This is a genomic window from Streptomyces tubbatahanensis (assembly GCF_022699385.1).
Taxonomy (GTDB): Bacteria; Actinomycetota; Actinomycetes; order Streptomycetales; family Streptomycetaceae; genus Streptomyces; species Streptomyces diacarni.
The window spans coordinates 7,683,623-7,697,494 of the sequence record NZ_CP093846.1; the positions used below are offsets into that span (position 1 = coordinate 7,683,623).

Sequence of the window (13,872 nt, forward strand, 5' to 3'; positions counted from 1 at the left end):
TGTGACGTATCGAGATCATCCACTGGTCTCTACTGCGTAACGAAACCCCGTGGATCGCAGACGTGATGCTGCAAACAAACTTCCGCGGCGGGTCAGGCCGGAGGGGCACAATATGAGACAAACCCGTAGCGTCAAGACTGGCCCATCCCGCATAGCAGGCAAAATAGACGTCTCTTTACCTTGACTCCCGGTGCCTGCTCGCGAGCTGACGCACTCCCCGATCCTGTTACGGTCCATAGCAGTTTGCGCGCTCAAAGTAGCCCGCTTTTTAGCTGACACTCGGCAGCGACAGAACGAGGCTGCCGGACCGGAGCTTTCGCGCCGCGTAAGGCGCCAAGAGGTCCGCGAGACACCGGGCGTGAAGCCGGGGACCGCCGCGGACCGGATCGGGCTCCACGACTCGAAGGAGGTGACGTGTGGACGGAACGGAGACAGCACAGTTCGGCGCCTTGGCCGTGGTGGGCTTGTTGGTCCTCTTCTACGGAGGAACCTTCCTGATCTCGACACGCATCGGTAAGAAGGACGAGAACGCCGACGGCTACATGACCGGCGGCAACAACATCGGCTTCGGGATCTCCGCCGCCAGCATGACGGCAACATGGATCTGGGCCTCGTCGATGTACGCATCAGCGACCTCGGGCTACACCTACGGCATCTCGGGGCCCATCCACTACGGGCTCTGGGGCGCGCTGATGATCCTGTTCATCTACCCCTTCGGGAAGCGCATCCGCGCCGTGGCTCCGAGGGCTCACACGCTCGCCGAGGTCATGTTCGCGCGGCACGGCCGCTCGAGTCAGCTGATGCTCGCGGGGTCCAACGTCGTCGGCAGCCTGATCAGCCTGATGTCCAACTTCATCGCCGGCGGCGTGCTGATCTCGCTGCTTTCGCCCTTCACCTTCACGCAGGGGGTCTTCGCAGTCGCCGCCGGCGTTTTGCTGTACACCCTGTGGTCCGGGTTCCGCGCCTCCGTGCTGACCGACTTCGTGCAGGTCGTCGCGATGCTGGGCGCGGTCGCCGTGATCGTCCCGTTCATCTTCTTCGCGGCGGACTTCCCCGCGGCGTTCGAGAGTGGTGCGCACCACCTCACCGCGCAGCAGGGTGACTTCTTCTCCAGCGAGGCGTTCATGCAGCAGGGCGCCCCGTACATCGCCGCGGTACTGGCGTACGCCATCGGGAACCAGACCATCGCCCAGCGGCTCTTCGCCGTGAAGGAAAGCCTGATCAAGCCGACGTTCATCACCGCGACCGTCGGCTACGGCGCCATGGTGATCGGTGTCGGTATGCTCGGCGTGCTCGCGCTCTATCTGGGGTTCGAGCCCACCGGTGGCGATCTGAACAACCTCATTCCCGAGATGGCCGCCGCGTACCTGCCGCCCGTGCTGCTGGCGCTCTTCTTCATCATGATCATTGGCGCGCTGTCCTCCACGGCGGACTCCGACCTCGCGGCTCTCTCGTCGATCGTGATGACCGATGTCTACGGCCAGAACGTGACCGGCAAGGAGAAGGCCAACCCCAAGACGATGCTGCTGATCGGGCGTCTCACCATGGTGGTGGCGACCGCGGCGGCAGTTGCCTTCGCCAGCCTGCAACTGAGCATCCTCGACCTGCTGGTGTTCGTCGGCGCGCTGTGGGGGGCTCTCGTCTTCCCAGTCCTGGCCAGCTTCTACTGGGAAAAGGTCACCAACAAGGCGTTCACCACCTCGGTACTCGTCGCGCTCGCGGTGTTCCTGCCGGTGCGCTTCAGCTGGATCCCCGTCGACGGTGCCTTCGGTGTCGTGGTGGATGTCCTGTCCGTCGCCGGTATCGGTGTCGTACTCGGACTGATGGCTTTCGGCTTCTTCGGCCTCAAACCCGCCAAGGTCGTCGGCGTGGTGGCGGTCGTGGCGTCCGCCCCGTTCGCCATCGGCTCCCTGCACGAGTACGCCACACTGTGCGGCTCCCTCGTCGCCTACTCGGTGTCCACCCTCGTCTGCTGGGCCATGTCCGCGCGGCGGGACGAACGCTTCGACTTCGCCGTCATCGCCGAGCGGACGGGGGACTTCGACGACGGGGCCGGTCCGTCGGCCGCCGAAGCGGACGGTGCCGGCGCGGAACCGGGAAGCGGCCTCCCGCACCGGTCCGGGGACTCGGACGGCGGCCGCGAGCCCGCCGGCAGCGCGAAGTGACAACGGAAGGAGACACCATGAGTACGCTCGCACTGAGCGTGTACATCCTGATGTGGCCCGCCATCGTGGCTGTCGTGCTGGTCGTCATCAGCAGCGGCTTCTTCCGCGAGTGGGCGGAGGCCCGCCGCAAGGGCCGACGCATGATCTGAGTCCGCCGCGGACGCGCTGTTCCGCCCGGCGACTCCGCGGCCTGGCGTGCCACGTTGTCCGTGCCGCTGCTGGGGTCGAGCACCGGCATCCCGCTGCTCGACCCCACGGAGGTGAACCGTCTCCGTGGGGTCGAGCATCTCGCGCACGAACGTCGGCGGGTAGGCAGGTCGGCGGATCAGGGGCCCGCGTAGCGCAGACGTCCGTCGTTGTCCCGCCGGCTGTCGCCGGCCTGAGTCTCCCCGTGCGCTCCCACGTCACACACCACCGCCCGGCCCGCCCCCGATCTCGTCCGGTGGCGCGAGAGTGCCCGTACCCGGTGCGCCGCCGTTGTCGTCCGGGCTGGTGGTGTGGGTGTGGACGTGGCCGTCGCGGGGATGTGCCGCGGCGGCCGCGGTGGTGAGCCGGAGGACGGCTTGTGCGAGCACGGCTGCCCGAGCCCCGTCACCGATTCCTCCCGGGCAGGCAATCTCCCTTCGCTTCGTCACCGGTGCGTCCACGTCTCCATACTCGTCCGCGTGGCGCGGAGTCGGCGAGGTGTTTCGGGCACGTCCGAAAGCCCCGTGCTGCGTTGGAGGGCCCGCGGAAGCTCAGGTGGTCAGTTTGTGGGAGAAGCGACCAGGCGAGGCGTTGCCGGTCACCCGGAACGGGGGGTCGGCACCAGAGGGCGGTGGACCTCAGCCGCGCCACCGGTGGTGACCGGCGGCGTCGTCGCGGAGGCGGCGTACGGCCTCGGTGAAGGTCGGCGAGTGTGCCGGAGAGCGGTCACAGGCTTGGCGGGCGGCGGCGTCCGGGGTGGGGCCGGCGGGCTGGGGAGAGGCTCCGCGCCCGTCGGGGGACGGGGCGAAGGGGAGCCCGGTGGCGAGAGCGCGGGCGCCCAGGGTGACGGCCTCACCGAGCATGCCGAGGCCGATGGAGAGCATGACGGGGCGGGTCTCTTCGTGCATGCCCAGGATGCGACCGGTCAGGGTGAGGGCCCCACCGGCGGCCAGAGAGACGAGCCAGATGCCGAGCGTGCGCCGGGTGTAGCGCTGGTGCAGGACGCCGTGCCGGGGTTCCAGGGTGGTGCTCGTGCCGCGCCAGGCGCCGAAGCCGAGGCCGACGACGACGCCCAGGACGAGTATCACGACATCGACGGCGTTCCAGTGGCCCACCGTGGTCAGGTCGTGGACGCCGATACCGGCGAGGACGAGGGGTACGACGAAGACGTCCTTGGCGATGACGGGCTCGCCCACGAAGCGGCGGACGAGGACGTACACAACGCCGGCCGCCATCAGCAGAGCGGTGGTCACGATGGGCGCTCCTTATTTAGCTCACCTATGCCAAAAACACCGTAGCACGTACGTGGCGCGAGCGTGCTATAAAAGTCGGGTGCCGAAGATCGTGGATCCCACCGAGCGCCGCCGCGAGGTGGTGGAGGCCGTCTTCCGGGTGGTCGCCCGCAGCGGTGTGGCCCAGGCGTCGCTGCGCAACGTCGCAGCCGAAGCGGGGCTCGCGCTGGGTTCGGTGCGCCACTACTTCGACAGCCACGGTCAGTTGCTGACGGCCGCGGCCCGCGAGATGGCACGCCGGGTCGAGGCCCGGCTGCTGCGGCGCAGGGATCAGGTGCGGCCGAGTGACGACCCGCTCCAGGTCGCACAGGAAGTGGCCGGGGAGTTCCTGCCCCTCGACGCGGCGCGCGCGGATGAGACCGCGGTGTGGCTGGAGTTCGTGATCGCGGCTCGCACCGAGCCCGCGCTGCGCGAGGTCGCCGTCGAACTGCACGACGGCCTGCGCACGGTGGCCGGGCTGGTACTGCAACGCCTCGGCGTCGACGACCCCGTGGAGACCGAGCGCCTGGCAGCTCTCATCGACGGCCTCACCCTGGGCGGCACGCTCCATCCAGGGCGTCTGCGACCGCCCACGATCCGGGCAGTGGTGCTCAGGCACCTTGAGGACCTGTGCCCGAAGGACACGTGCGCCCGTCGGAAGCGTGGTTGCTGACCTGGTCAGAGCCGAGACCGGCCCCCACCCCGTCCAGCGGGCCCTGCCATCGAACACCCCCGTACCCCTCGACTCCTCGGGGCGGCGGGGGAGCCGTCAAAGAAGCCCGCCGCTCCCGGGCTCGCCGCTCCCAGGCTCGCCACTCTCGGGCTGGACGCGGCGCTCGGGAGTGAGGGCCGCGGACACGAGCCCCGACTCGTAGGCGCTGATCACCAGTTGAGCGCGGTCACGTGCGCGCAGCTTGCTCAGGAGGCGGCCGATGTGGGTTTTGACGGTGCCGTGGCTGAGGCGGAGGTACTCGGCGATGTCGGTGTTGGACAGGCCTCGGGCCACCAGAAGCAGAACCTCTCGCTCGCGCTTCGTCAGGCACTCCAGCGAGGAGCCGGATACCGGGTGTGCGCGGGGGAGTCGTGCGAACTCGGCGATCAGACGCCGGGTCACCGACGGGGCGAGGAGCGACTCCCCGGCGGCGACCGTGCGGATGCCCGCGAGCAGGACGTCGGGAGAGGTGTCCTTGAGGAGGAACCCCGCGGCTCCGGCCCGCAACGCACCGTAGACGTACTCGTCGAGGTCGAACGTGGTCAGGATGAGAACGCGCGTGTCCGCCGTCTCTGGCGCGTGTGCTATCCGTTGTGTCGCCTCGATGCCGTCCATACCGGGCATCCGGATGTCCATGAGCACCACGTCAGGGCGCAGGCGGTACGCGCTCTCGACGGCTTCCGCGCCGCTGCCGGCCTCGCCGACAGCTGTCAGCCCCGGGGCGGTGTCGACGAGGACCCGGAAGCTGCCCCTGAGCAGTGGCTGGTCGTCGGCGACGAGTACCCGGATCGGGTCGGTCACGCGGTGGTCTCCGTTCGGCTCGGTGGGGCGGGCTGGGTGCCGTGCGCGGGTTCGGCCGGCAGCCGAGCCGACACGGCGAACCCGCCGCCGGGCTGTGGTCCGGCCTCCAGCGTGCCCCCGTACATCATCACGCGTTCCCGCATCCCCAGGAGTCCGTGGCCGCCCCGAAGGCCCGCCCGGCCGGGCATGACGGCGTTCCCGGCTCCGTCGTCCACCACCTCGACGCGCACGCCTTCGCGGGAGTCCCCGGTGAGGGTGACCTCGCAGCGCGTTCCGCCGCCGGAGTGCTTGACCACGTTGGTCAGCGCTTCCTGCACGATCCGGTAGACGGTCAGGGCCAACCCCGCGGGGAGGTCGGCCGCCAGCCGGGTACGCAGTCCGGTCCGGACCCCCGCCTCCTGCGCCCGCTGAACGAGACAGGGCAGGTCGTCCAGGCCGGGCGCGGGTGCCGTCCCGGCAAGGTCCTCACCTGGCGCGTGCTTCCCGGCGTCGTCGCCGCGCAGCATCCCCAGGGCGCGCCGCATCTCGGTCAGCGCCTCCCGGCCGGTCCGCTCGATGGCGCGGACGGCGTCGCGGGTTTCCTCGGGGCGGGCCCGCGCCACATGGTTGGCGACCGCCGCCTTGACGACGATCACACTGAGGCTGTGCGAGACGACGTCGTGCACCTCACGGGCGATGCGCAGTCGTTCCTCAACCAGCGCCTCTTCGGCCAGGCGCCGCTGCCGCCGTGCCGCCCGGGCCCGCCGCTCCCGCACGACGCGGCCCGCGGCCCAGGCGGCCCCCAGCACCAGCCAGACGAGTGCCGTGGTCCCGACGGCATCCGACCACGGCCCTGACGGGGTCAGCACGGCTTCTCCGGCCAGGACCGCAGCCGAGGAGACGGACAGAGTCAGGACCAGCCCCCCGGCAGCCCAGCGGGCCGGCTGGACGAGCGCCGCCGTGTAGAGCGTCAGGGCCGTGGAAACGTAAGGATCGCGGGTGATGTCGAGAAGCGTCGCCGCTGCCGTGGCACCCAGCACCACCGCCAGGACAGGCAGGGCCCACAGCCGCCGTACGGCCAGCGGCGCTCCCACGCACGCGGCCACCAGCCAGCCCACCCACGGCGGGCCGGAGAACCGAGGCAGCCCGTCGGACGCGCCCTGCCCGGCCAGCGCGACGTACGCGGCCACCGCGACACCGGCCGTGGCGGCGTCGAGCAACAACAGGTGGGATCTGGTCCGCAGAGGCTGCGGCATTGTGTCCATGGCATGACCATACCGACGCGCACTCATCCGGCCTGCCCGAAGAGGAACATCGCCGCGCCCACGGCGCCGACCAGCACGAGTCTGCCCACGACCGTGGCAGGGCGCGGGGCCGGACCGGTGCGCCACGCGGTGACGCCCAGCGGAAGAAGCGCGACGCACAGGCCCACAGCGGCCGCGACCGACCAGATGGTGGTTCCCTTCAGCACCCCCAGTGGCATCGCCGATGCCAGCGCCAGGGCGGTCGCACGCACGGGTCCCAGCACCCGCGCGCGGTAGGCGCCGAAGGCCAGCAGGACCCAGCCGCCCATGAGGGCGGCGTTCAATGTGCTGAAGACGTGGAACGCGCCATAGGCCTCGCCCACCGACCGCGTCGCCGACACCGCGCCCTGAGAGGTCACCAGTTGGAAGTGCGCGTGGTCCACACCGGCGTGGAACGCCCGGGCGAACAGGCCCAGCGCGGCGAAGGCGCCGCCCCACACGGCCAGTTCGCGGTGGCGCGCGCCGATGTCGGCGGCGAGGAGCGCGACGCCCGGCCAGAGCAGCACCCAGCCCGCCGCCACCAGGCTGTAGGAGGTCGTCATGAGGGCTGGATGATGCTCGTACGCGCTCAGCTGGGCGGGGAAGAAGAAGTCGAAGCGCGCCCGCAGGAGCACACCCGCGAGCACCAGCGGGGGGCCGACGACGAGGGATGCGCTGCCCACCCAGCGTCCCGGGAAGACGGAGCGGGACGCGGTGTTCGGCGGGGCCGGCAAGACAGTGGTAGGCATGGCGCTACGATGCTGCGGCCGCACCCACCGCGTCGTCGGAGCAGGGGCCACACTTCCGCCTCGGACCGTGGTCCTACCCGTGGCTCACCCTCGGTATCGCGCGCTTCTGGGGGCGCTCGCCGCCCTGTGCTTCCGGCTCCACGGGCCGGACCCTGCCCCACTTCGACGGGGCTCCTCCAACTGCCGGACCCGGTGCCCGCGTCGGTCCGGGAGACGAAGGCCCCTGGGATGCGTCACCGGCCTCCACGTGGGCCGTCGTCTTGCGGACGAGCGGACAGTTCCGCTCCACCGCACGCCGTGAGCGCGTCCCCATGGGAGGCCGCTCGAGCGGCCTCGGCCACGCGCGGGGTCCGGCCCGGGGCGAGCGCCCCGCCTGGCAGTCGCCGTACGGTCCGCCGCCGCTCCGGGCGCACCGGGGCCGGTGGACATCCGCGCCCGTCACGGTGTGCTCCCGGCATCGCGACTTCGCCCGCACCCCCAAGCGCTGAGTCCTCCCGGCGAGGGGGGCAGGCGCCGGTCGGGCCGCGCTCAGACAGTCGCCACGGCTTGCGCACGCAGAAAGTCGCCGCGGGGTTCACACCCTGAGCAGGCGGGTGAACCCCGCGGCGACCGTGTTACGACCGCAAGGTGGTCAGAGGATCGTGTCGTGGCAGTGTGAGCCCGTGGTGGTGCAGCTCGCGATCACCTGCGGCGGCTCCTCGATCTCCTCGATCTCGAAGACCTCGGCTTCCAGCGTCTCCAGCTCGTCAGCGAGCACGTGCCTCAACTCCCTCTCACAACACACGAGTTACTCGGATGCCCGCCATTGTGGAGACGTGCGTTCGTCATGGTCAAGAGCCGCCGTCAGGTCGCCTGAATACTTCCTTCGGGTGCCCGTCATCCACGTGCCTCCAGGTATCCGTCACCCACGTTCGGCCAGGGCGCGGCGCAGCATGGAGGCCAGGTAGTCCTCGCTGCTCGCGGTCACCCCGAGCCGGTTGCACAGCATGTGCGTGAAGAGGGCCAGCAGCACGTTCCGCGCCGCGTCGGGGTCCACCGGACGGGGTGTACCGCAGCCCGTGTCGGAGACCAGCTCACCGCGCCGGGCGGCCTCGTCGATGCGGGTCCGCAGAGCGTCGCCATGCTCGGCCCAGCGGCGGACGTATCCGGGCAGGCGCTCGGATTGTCCGTCGAGTATGCCCGCGCACAGCGCCGTCACCCGGGCGCTCAGCGGGCCCGCCATGCGCTGGTAGGCGGCGTCGTAGCTGCTGTAGCGCTCGTGGAACAGCGTCCGCCAGGCGGCCATGCGGTCGTCGAAGAAGGTGACCGCACTGTCGGTGTCCCGGAGCACCGACAGTGCGAGAGCCGTCATGAGCTGTGCGGCGGTGCCCAGTCGTGCGCTGCCGCTGCGGGTGCCGGCGGAGGCCAGCAGGCCGAGGACGCCGAGGACGAGGTCGCTGGAGTACTGTGCGTGCCATTCGGCCAACGCGACGCCCTCGGGGCCGCGGTAGCGTGCCAGTTCGGGTTCGTAGTCGACGTAGGCGAGTGTGTTGTCGGGGCGGCGCGGCATGCGCGTGGTGTCCGGACCGTAGCGGGCGTTCCACTGGGCCTCGGAGAATTCGAGGTGGAAGCGCTCACGGTAGAGCGTGTCGCTCAGTTCGGTGCGGGGATCGTGGACCGCGGGGTGGTGGTGCAGGTACGCGCCGACGTCTTCTTCGACGATGCGGGTGAGGTCGGGCACGGCCGCCAGCTCGGCGGGCAGTATCCGCAGCCGCAGGTGGGCGCCCTCCAGCCAGTGCCGCAGGAAGTAGCAGCCTCGGGCAAGGCCTTCGCGCCGCAGCCGGGCGAAGAGGGGCCGGACGCAGCCGGACAGCAGCGGGTCGCGGTCGGCGGAGTAGTAGACGTGTACGGACAGCCACTGTCCGGGCCCCAGTTCGGTGGGTGACCGGTCGTCGACGTTCAAAGGCGTGACACGCCGGTGCTGGCGGACGGGCGCCTCATGACCGGTAGAGCCGCCCCGGCCGCCGCTCCCGGCAGTGTGAGCGGTGGCGCGCTGGGGGAGCCGCTCCGGCACGTTCTCGGTCATCGGAACAGATCCTTCCCGGGTGCGGGTGCGGGTGCGGGTGCGGGTGCGGGTGCGGGTGCGGGTGCGGGCGCCGGTGTCGGGGTGGTGGCGTACGGGCGGGTGGCCGCGGCGTCCAGTTCGGCGCACACTTCCGAGACGTGGCTGCCGTCGTCCAGGCGCAGGGCCGCCTCGTCCACGTCGGGGAGCAGCTCGGTGAAGACCGCCTGGGAGCAGCCGCGCAGCCGGTGGTCGAGCAGGGCGAGGGACAGCGGGCTGTCGGCGTCCACAGGTTGCGGTTTGACGTCGGTGTCCGTACGGGCCATCACCCGCGTCGGCAGCCCGGCCGCCTTCCACCAGCGCCGCCGGGCCAGGAGCCCGTGCGCGCTGTCCACCGGAGGCTGTGCGTGCGGCAGTCCGGCCCGCTCGAAGTGCCAGGAGCGGCGCGTCAGCACCAGGGACCCGCAGCGCACGCGCGGGCGGCGGGCCGGCACCGTGGCGCGGTCCAGACACTGCCACACGTCGGCGGCCATCGGCATGGACGCGGGTGAAAGCGTCAGCAGCGTGCGCTGGACGCACGGAAGTGCCATGGGCACCAGGCCGCCCAGCCACAGGGGAACGACCCGCTTGCCCAGATGCGGCGAGCGCAGTTGGAGTTCCCCGCTCTCCTCGTCGTCGACCAGGACCAGATCCTCGACCAGGAGGTGTGCCGACGCGGGCCCGTGCCCGGTGTCCGCCGGACCGACCAGGCGGTAGGGAGCCAGGGCGGGGCGCAGCGTGACGTTCGAGGTGTCGTAGCCACCGCTCAGGTCCGCGAAGACGGCGTCGGGCGGCAACAACCCCTCGTGCCGTGCGCGCAATGCCTCGGTCACCGCGTGCTCGGTCTGCGGCCGGGGCGTGAAGGAGCGGGCGAAGCGGGCGAGTGGCTGCCCGAGGCCGGTGTGTGCCCAGTTGAGCACCGCGCGCGGTGCTCGCTCGGGCGAGGCGGTCCTGACCCACTGGAGGTAGCACGCGTAGCTTCGCGGCAGGGTGCCGTACTCGGGCGGCAGCAGTGCCGCCGCCCGCTCCAGCGCGTCGACGGGCAGGACGATTTCGGGCGCGTCGGGCGACCGTGTCTCGAGGGCGGTACGCACGGTGCGGGCGAACTCCTCGTGGGCCGCGCTCAGCGCCGCGATGCCCGGGTCCGCGAACGGATTGGCGCGCGGCTGGTAGGCGCCGTCCGCCGCGAGCGTGCCCAGCGGTGTGCGGAGGTCCGAGAGCAGGTGGCCGCACGTCCGGTACAGGTCGTGTGCGAAGCCCGGCACGTCGTGGCAGGTTCCGCCGGGGCCGTGGCGGGACCGGAAGTGTGCGCGGGCCGTCAACCGGTCGCCGAGCAGCAGATCGAACGCCGGAAGCAGCCGGGCGAACCGCCGCAGCGCGGGCAGCGGTCCGTCCTCCCACGCGGCGCGTCCGGCGGCCCCCGACCCGGCGAGGGCAGCGTCTTCGTAGACGGCCGTGCGGGGCACGACGGGCTCCGCACGGCCCAGCCTGCGCTGTGCTTCGGCGGTCGCGGCGCGGAGCGCTGCCGTGCGGCGGGACCGTTCCTCGGGCGGTTCCAGGGGGTGTGCGTGGGTGAGGGTCACGAGACGGCCGAGGTCGTCGGCGAGCAGGGCCGGTGCACCGGGCGGCCGTTCCGGGCCGGGGGCCGGTCCTTCCAGGTCGCGGGTGCGTCCTGGCAAGTCGCGCAGTCGGGAGGCCAGCGCCGCCACCGGGTCCGGATCGTGGACGTCGAGGGCGAGTGCCGGGGTGACCAGCAGGCCACACTCGACCAGCTTGTCCAGGTAGCGGAAGAGCTGGTCGCGGGGCCTGCGGTCGGGGTCGGCCCGGTGCAGGGTCCCGGCAAGCTCAGGGAGAGTGAGGCCGTCGCCGGGAGCGGCGTCGAGGAGTCCCAGCGCTTCCTCCAGCACCGGGCCAACCGGGAGTTGGAACGGCTCCTCGCGCAGGATCCCCGGGGCGGCCAGGGCGACGCCCGGGCCGGCCTCGCGGTAGCGGCGGCGCGTGTAGTGGAGCCGCCCGTCGGCCCTGCGCCGCCCGCCCACCGCGCGGAAGGGCAGCGCGGCACGCGTGGCCGGATCGCCGAGTGCCGCGACGGTGATCTCATGGACGGCGGTGAGGTTGGGCCGGGCCCGCAGCAGCGGCCGCACGCCTTCCTCTCCCGCCGGCAGGCTGAGCCGCAGGGGCTCCTCCGACTCGTCGAAGCGGCCGTGGGCGAGTGAGGTGAAGGTGCTGAAGGGGCTGGTCTTGAGGGCCGCCCGGTAGACGTAGGAGACCAGCGCGCGCTCCGCCTTCCTGCGCCGCTTGTCCGGGGAAGCAGCGGCGGCCTCGGCCGCCAGATATCCGGGCAGAGCGGCGTCGAGGGAGGGGGAGGCCGCTTGGAGACCGGCGCGGAGGACGGGCCCACGGGCGAGGGTGCGCAGCCAGGAGCGGGCCGCGGCGAGGTCGGTGGCCAGGGTCCGTTCGGCCGCGGCGAGCGCGTCGTCGTAGCGGCGGCGCACGGACAGCCACCGGGTGACGGGCGGCGGTACGGGACCGGCGATCCGCTCCGTTCGGGGTGCGGGGGTGCGGGTGTTGTGGATGTCGCGGCGCAGCGCGAGCAGGCCGCGCCTGACGGCTGCCTGGCCGGCCCGGGCTACGGCCGTGGCGAGGGCGTCCTCCGCCTCGGGCGCCAGCGCCGCCGCCTCGTCCTCCAGCGCGAGCGCGCGCCGCACCCACGCCGTGGTGTCCCGGGCGCGCAGGGGGTCGAGGGCCGAGAGGGGCAGCCCGGCGACGCGGAGGACGAAGTCGGGGGCGAGCGCGAAGGAAGCGGGGGAGGGGTGGCCGGTCGTCACAGCGTCGGTCGTCACAGGTCCGTCCCGTCCGTACGGGGGCTGGGGGCGCGAGGGATGACGGACGCGTCGAATCGGGCCCTGCCGGGCCGCTCGTGCCCTGCCATCAGGAGCAGCAGCGGCCAGGTGCCGGCGCCTACGGCGGGTGCGAGAGCCGCCTGTACGGCCTCGTAGTCGAAGCCGAGCGCCGCACCGCAGCCGGTGCCGAGCGCGGCCGCGGCGAGGTAGACGGCCTGCGCGACGGCGCCCGCCTCGGCGTTGAACAGCCGGTAGCCGCGCGGTCCCGCCGCGGTGACGACAGCGTGCGGGCGGGCCAGCACGAACAGGGCGACGGCGGCCTGTTCGAGGTTGTAGTTGGTGAGCGTGTAGACCCGCTGCAAGAACGGGTGCGGCGCAGGTCCGGGCAGCGGGACGAGGGCGTGGGCGGCAGGCTCGTACAGGTAGGGGCCGGCCGGTACGCCCGCCACGTGCTGCACGAAGACCGCCAGCCGGGTCAGCGGAACCTGGCCGGTCTCCACCCGCGCTCCGGCCGCTGCCGCGCTCAGCATCGCCGACAGGTCCTCGGCGGCGAGCGGGCGGTGCGCGCAGAACCGGCCGAAGCTGCTGCGCCGCGCGGCGAGCGCCTCCGCGACGCCGCTGGTGAGGGAGGTGGGCTCGGGCAACGGGACGGTGGCGGCGGCCGGCGGGCCGGACGTGCCGCCTGTCCCGGGTCCGCCCCGGGCGAGAGTCACCCGTGCCGCCTCGGCCAGTGCCTCGGGCGCCGGGAACGGCCGCGTGTCGTACACCGCCGCGAGATGGGCCGTTTCGGCCGCGGGGAACCGCCTGACGGTACGGGACCGTTCGGCCACCGCTGCCGTGACGGGCGAAGGCCCCGGGGGCGTGACGGGCGAGGACCCCGGGGGCGCCGGGCACGGGCCCGGGCCGTCGGCGGCGGTCTCCTCGGGCACGCCGTCGGCAGCGTGCGGCCAGGGCAGCGGCACCACGGCCAGGACGCTCTCGGTGGCCGGGTCCAGGCCCAGCAGCCGGTCAAGCCGCGGTTCGTCGAAGCACAGGCGCGGCTTCAGTTCGATGCCGCAGGCGGCCGCCCAGGTCTGCCAGGTGCGCAGCAGACAGCCGAGGTCCATGGTGACGCAGTGGTAGCTGAACTCCCCGTACTTGAAGGCGTTCTGCCACAACCGGCTGGTGACCAGGAGAAAGTGCTCCCCCGCGCCCGCGCCGGAGCCCAACGCGGCGCGCACGTGGGCAGAGAGGTCGGCGGTGGCGACGCGGCTGAGGGAGTGGGTGGGCTGTGCGTAGTGGTAGACGCCCGGCAGCGGGCCGCCGTCCCGGCCGCACACCCAGTACAGCTCGCACGGGTACAGACCGCCGCCGGCCGCGCTGCCACGCGCCCACTCGGCGTGCGTGTAGGCCGTCTGGCCGCGCCGACCGGGGTTGGGGTCGACCTGGAGACGACGGGAGAGCCAGCCGTAGGAGTGCCGGAGCATGCCCGCGAGGAGCGGCACGGTGAAGACCGCCTCCCGGCCCTGACGGCGTCCTGGCCGCCGGTTCAGGAGGACCTCTCCCAGCTCCAGCGGAGGCTGTGGCGCCTGCTCGGGCAGCGGGAATCCGGGTGCTCCGCGGTAGACCTTGTGGCTTCGGGGCCTGTCCTGCCAGTCCGGCTCGAACGGCTCGGCCTCCATCGGGACCGAGGCCCGCCGCAGCACCGCGTCCAGATAGCGGGTGACGATCCCCGCACCGTCCACGGTCGTACCGGGCTCTGGGCCGCCGGGCACCATTTCCCCTTCACCCCCGTTCATCCCTCGTCACCCCTCTGCATCCCCT

The 13,872-nt window shown here is 72.2% G+C and carries 12 protein-coding genes; 3 read left to right on the forward strand and 9 right to left on the reverse strand.

The features are described 5' to 3' along the window. Positions 1–416 precede the first annotated feature (416 nt). Both MMF93_RS32985 and MMF93_RS32990 read left to right on the forward strand, forming a co-directional pair. Positions 417–2,165 carry a sodium:solute symporter family protein gene (locus tag MMF93_RS32985; protein ID WP_242757046.1) on the forward strand — a complete coding sequence of 583 codons (1,749 nt, stop codon included), beginning with the start codon at positions 417–419 and terminating at the stop codon, positions 2,163–2,165. A gap of 17 nt (positions 2,166–2,182) precedes the next feature. Further along, positions 2,183–2,314 carry a putative transporter small subunit gene (locus tag MMF93_RS32990; RefSeq protein ID WP_242757048.1) on the forward strand — a complete coding sequence of 44 codons (132 nt, stop codon included), beginning with the start codon at positions 2,183–2,185 and terminating at the stop codon, positions 2,312–2,314. Between the two features lie 255 nt (positions 2,315–2,569). Here MMF93_RS32990 and MMF93_RS32995 read toward each other — a convergent pair whose 3' ends face one another. Both MMF93_RS32995 and MMF93_RS33000 read right to left on the reverse strand, forming a co-directional pair. After that, positions 2,570–2,740, reverse strand: coding sequence for a hypothetical protein (locus tag MMF93_RS32995; RefSeq protein ID WP_242757050.1), 171 nt, complete (start codon positions 2,738–2,740; stop codon positions 2,570–2,572). A 249-nt stretch (positions 2,741–2,989) separates the two neighbouring features. After that, the gene (locus tag MMF93_RS33000; RefSeq protein WP_242757052.1) at positions 2,990–3,604 is read right to left on the reverse strand and encodes a DUF1453 domain-containing protein; all 615 of its coding nucleotides are present in this window, start codon (positions 3,602–3,604) and stop codon (positions 2,990–2,992) included. Positions 3,605–3,683: 79 nt separating this feature from the next. Between MMF93_RS33000 and MMF93_RS33005 the strand changes: the two genes are divergently transcribed. Next, complete coding sequence (locus MMF93_RS33005) at positions 3,684–4,295, forward strand: TetR/AcrR family transcriptional regulator (protein WP_242757054.1); 612 nt, start codon at positions 3,684–3,686, stop codon at positions 4,293–4,295. A gap of 96 nt (positions 4,296–4,391) precedes the next feature. Here the strand turns inward: MMF93_RS33005 and MMF93_RS33010 are convergent, their stop codons facing one another. From MMF93_RS33010 to MMF93_RS33035, 7 genes are all read right to left on the reverse strand, one after another. Then, a complete protein-coding gene (locus tag MMF93_RS33010) occupies positions 4,392–5,135 on the reverse strand; it encodes a response regulator (protein ID WP_242757056.1) in 744 nt (247 codons plus the stop codon). Continuing rightward, positions 5,132–6,379 (reverse strand): sensor histidine kinase, encoded by a 1,248-nt coding sequence (locus tag MMF93_RS33015; RefSeq protein ID WP_242757058.1) that lies wholly within the window; start codon positions 6,377–6,379, stop codon positions 5,132–5,134. The genes MMF93_RS33010 and MMF93_RS33015 overlap by 4 nt, the downstream gene beginning before the upstream one ends. 23 nt (positions 6,380–6,402) lie before the next feature. Further along, on the reverse strand, positions 6,403–7,146 hold the full coding sequence (locus tag MMF93_RS33020; RefSeq protein ID WP_242757060.1) for a hypothetical protein: 744 nt from the start codon (positions 7,144–7,146) through the stop codon (positions 6,403–6,405). Between the two features lie 631 nt (positions 7,147–7,777). After that, positions 7,778–7,903, reverse strand: a complete 126-nt coding sequence (locus MMF93_RS33465) for a hypothetical protein (RefSeq protein WP_274709526.1) — start codon at positions 7,901–7,903, stop codon at positions 7,778–7,780. A gap of 144 nt (positions 7,904–8,047) precedes the next feature. Continuing rightward, positions 8,048–9,211, reverse strand: a complete 1,164-nt coding sequence (locus MMF93_RS33025) for a lantibiotic dehydratase C-terminal domain-containing protein (protein WP_242757062.1) — start codon at positions 9,209–9,211, stop codon at positions 8,048–8,050. Then, on the reverse strand, positions 9,208–12,069 hold the full coding sequence (locus tag MMF93_RS33030) for a lantibiotic dehydratase (protein ID WP_242757064.1): 2,862 nt from the start codon (positions 12,067–12,069) through the stop codon (positions 9,208–9,210). The genes MMF93_RS33025 and MMF93_RS33030 overlap by 4 nt, the downstream gene beginning before the upstream one ends. Continuing rightward, positions 12,066–13,847: a SagB family peptide dehydrogenase gene (locus MMF93_RS33035; protein ID WP_242757066.1), complete on the reverse strand. Its 1,782-nt coding sequence runs from the start codon at positions 13,845–13,847 to the stop codon at positions 12,066–12,068. Before MMF93_RS33035 ends, MMF93_RS33030 begins: the two co-directional genes overlap by 4 nt. Between the last annotated feature and the right edge of the window lie 25 nt (positions 13,848–13,872).

Coding starts and splice junctions, on each gene's coding strand:
- MMF93_RS33025 (WP_242757062.1), bottom strand. CDS start 9,211: ATGACCGAGAACGTGCCGGAGCGGCTCCCCCAGCGCGCCACCGCTCAC.
- MMF93_RS33015 (WP_242757058.1), bottom strand. CDS start 6,379: ATGGACACAATGCCGCAGCCTCTGCGGACCAGATCCCACCTGTTGTTG.
- MMF93_RS32990 (WP_242757048.1), top strand. CDS start 2,183: ATGAGTACGCTCGCACTGAGCGTGTACATCCTGATGTGGCCCGCCATC.
- MMF93_RS33035 (WP_242757066.1), bottom strand. CDS start 13,847: ATGAACGGGGGTGAAGGGGAAATGGTGCCCGGCGGCCCAGAGCCCGGT.
- MMF93_RS33020 (WP_242757060.1), bottom strand. CDS start 7,146: ATGCCTACCACTGTCTTGCCGGCCCCGCCGAACACCGCGTCCCGCTCC.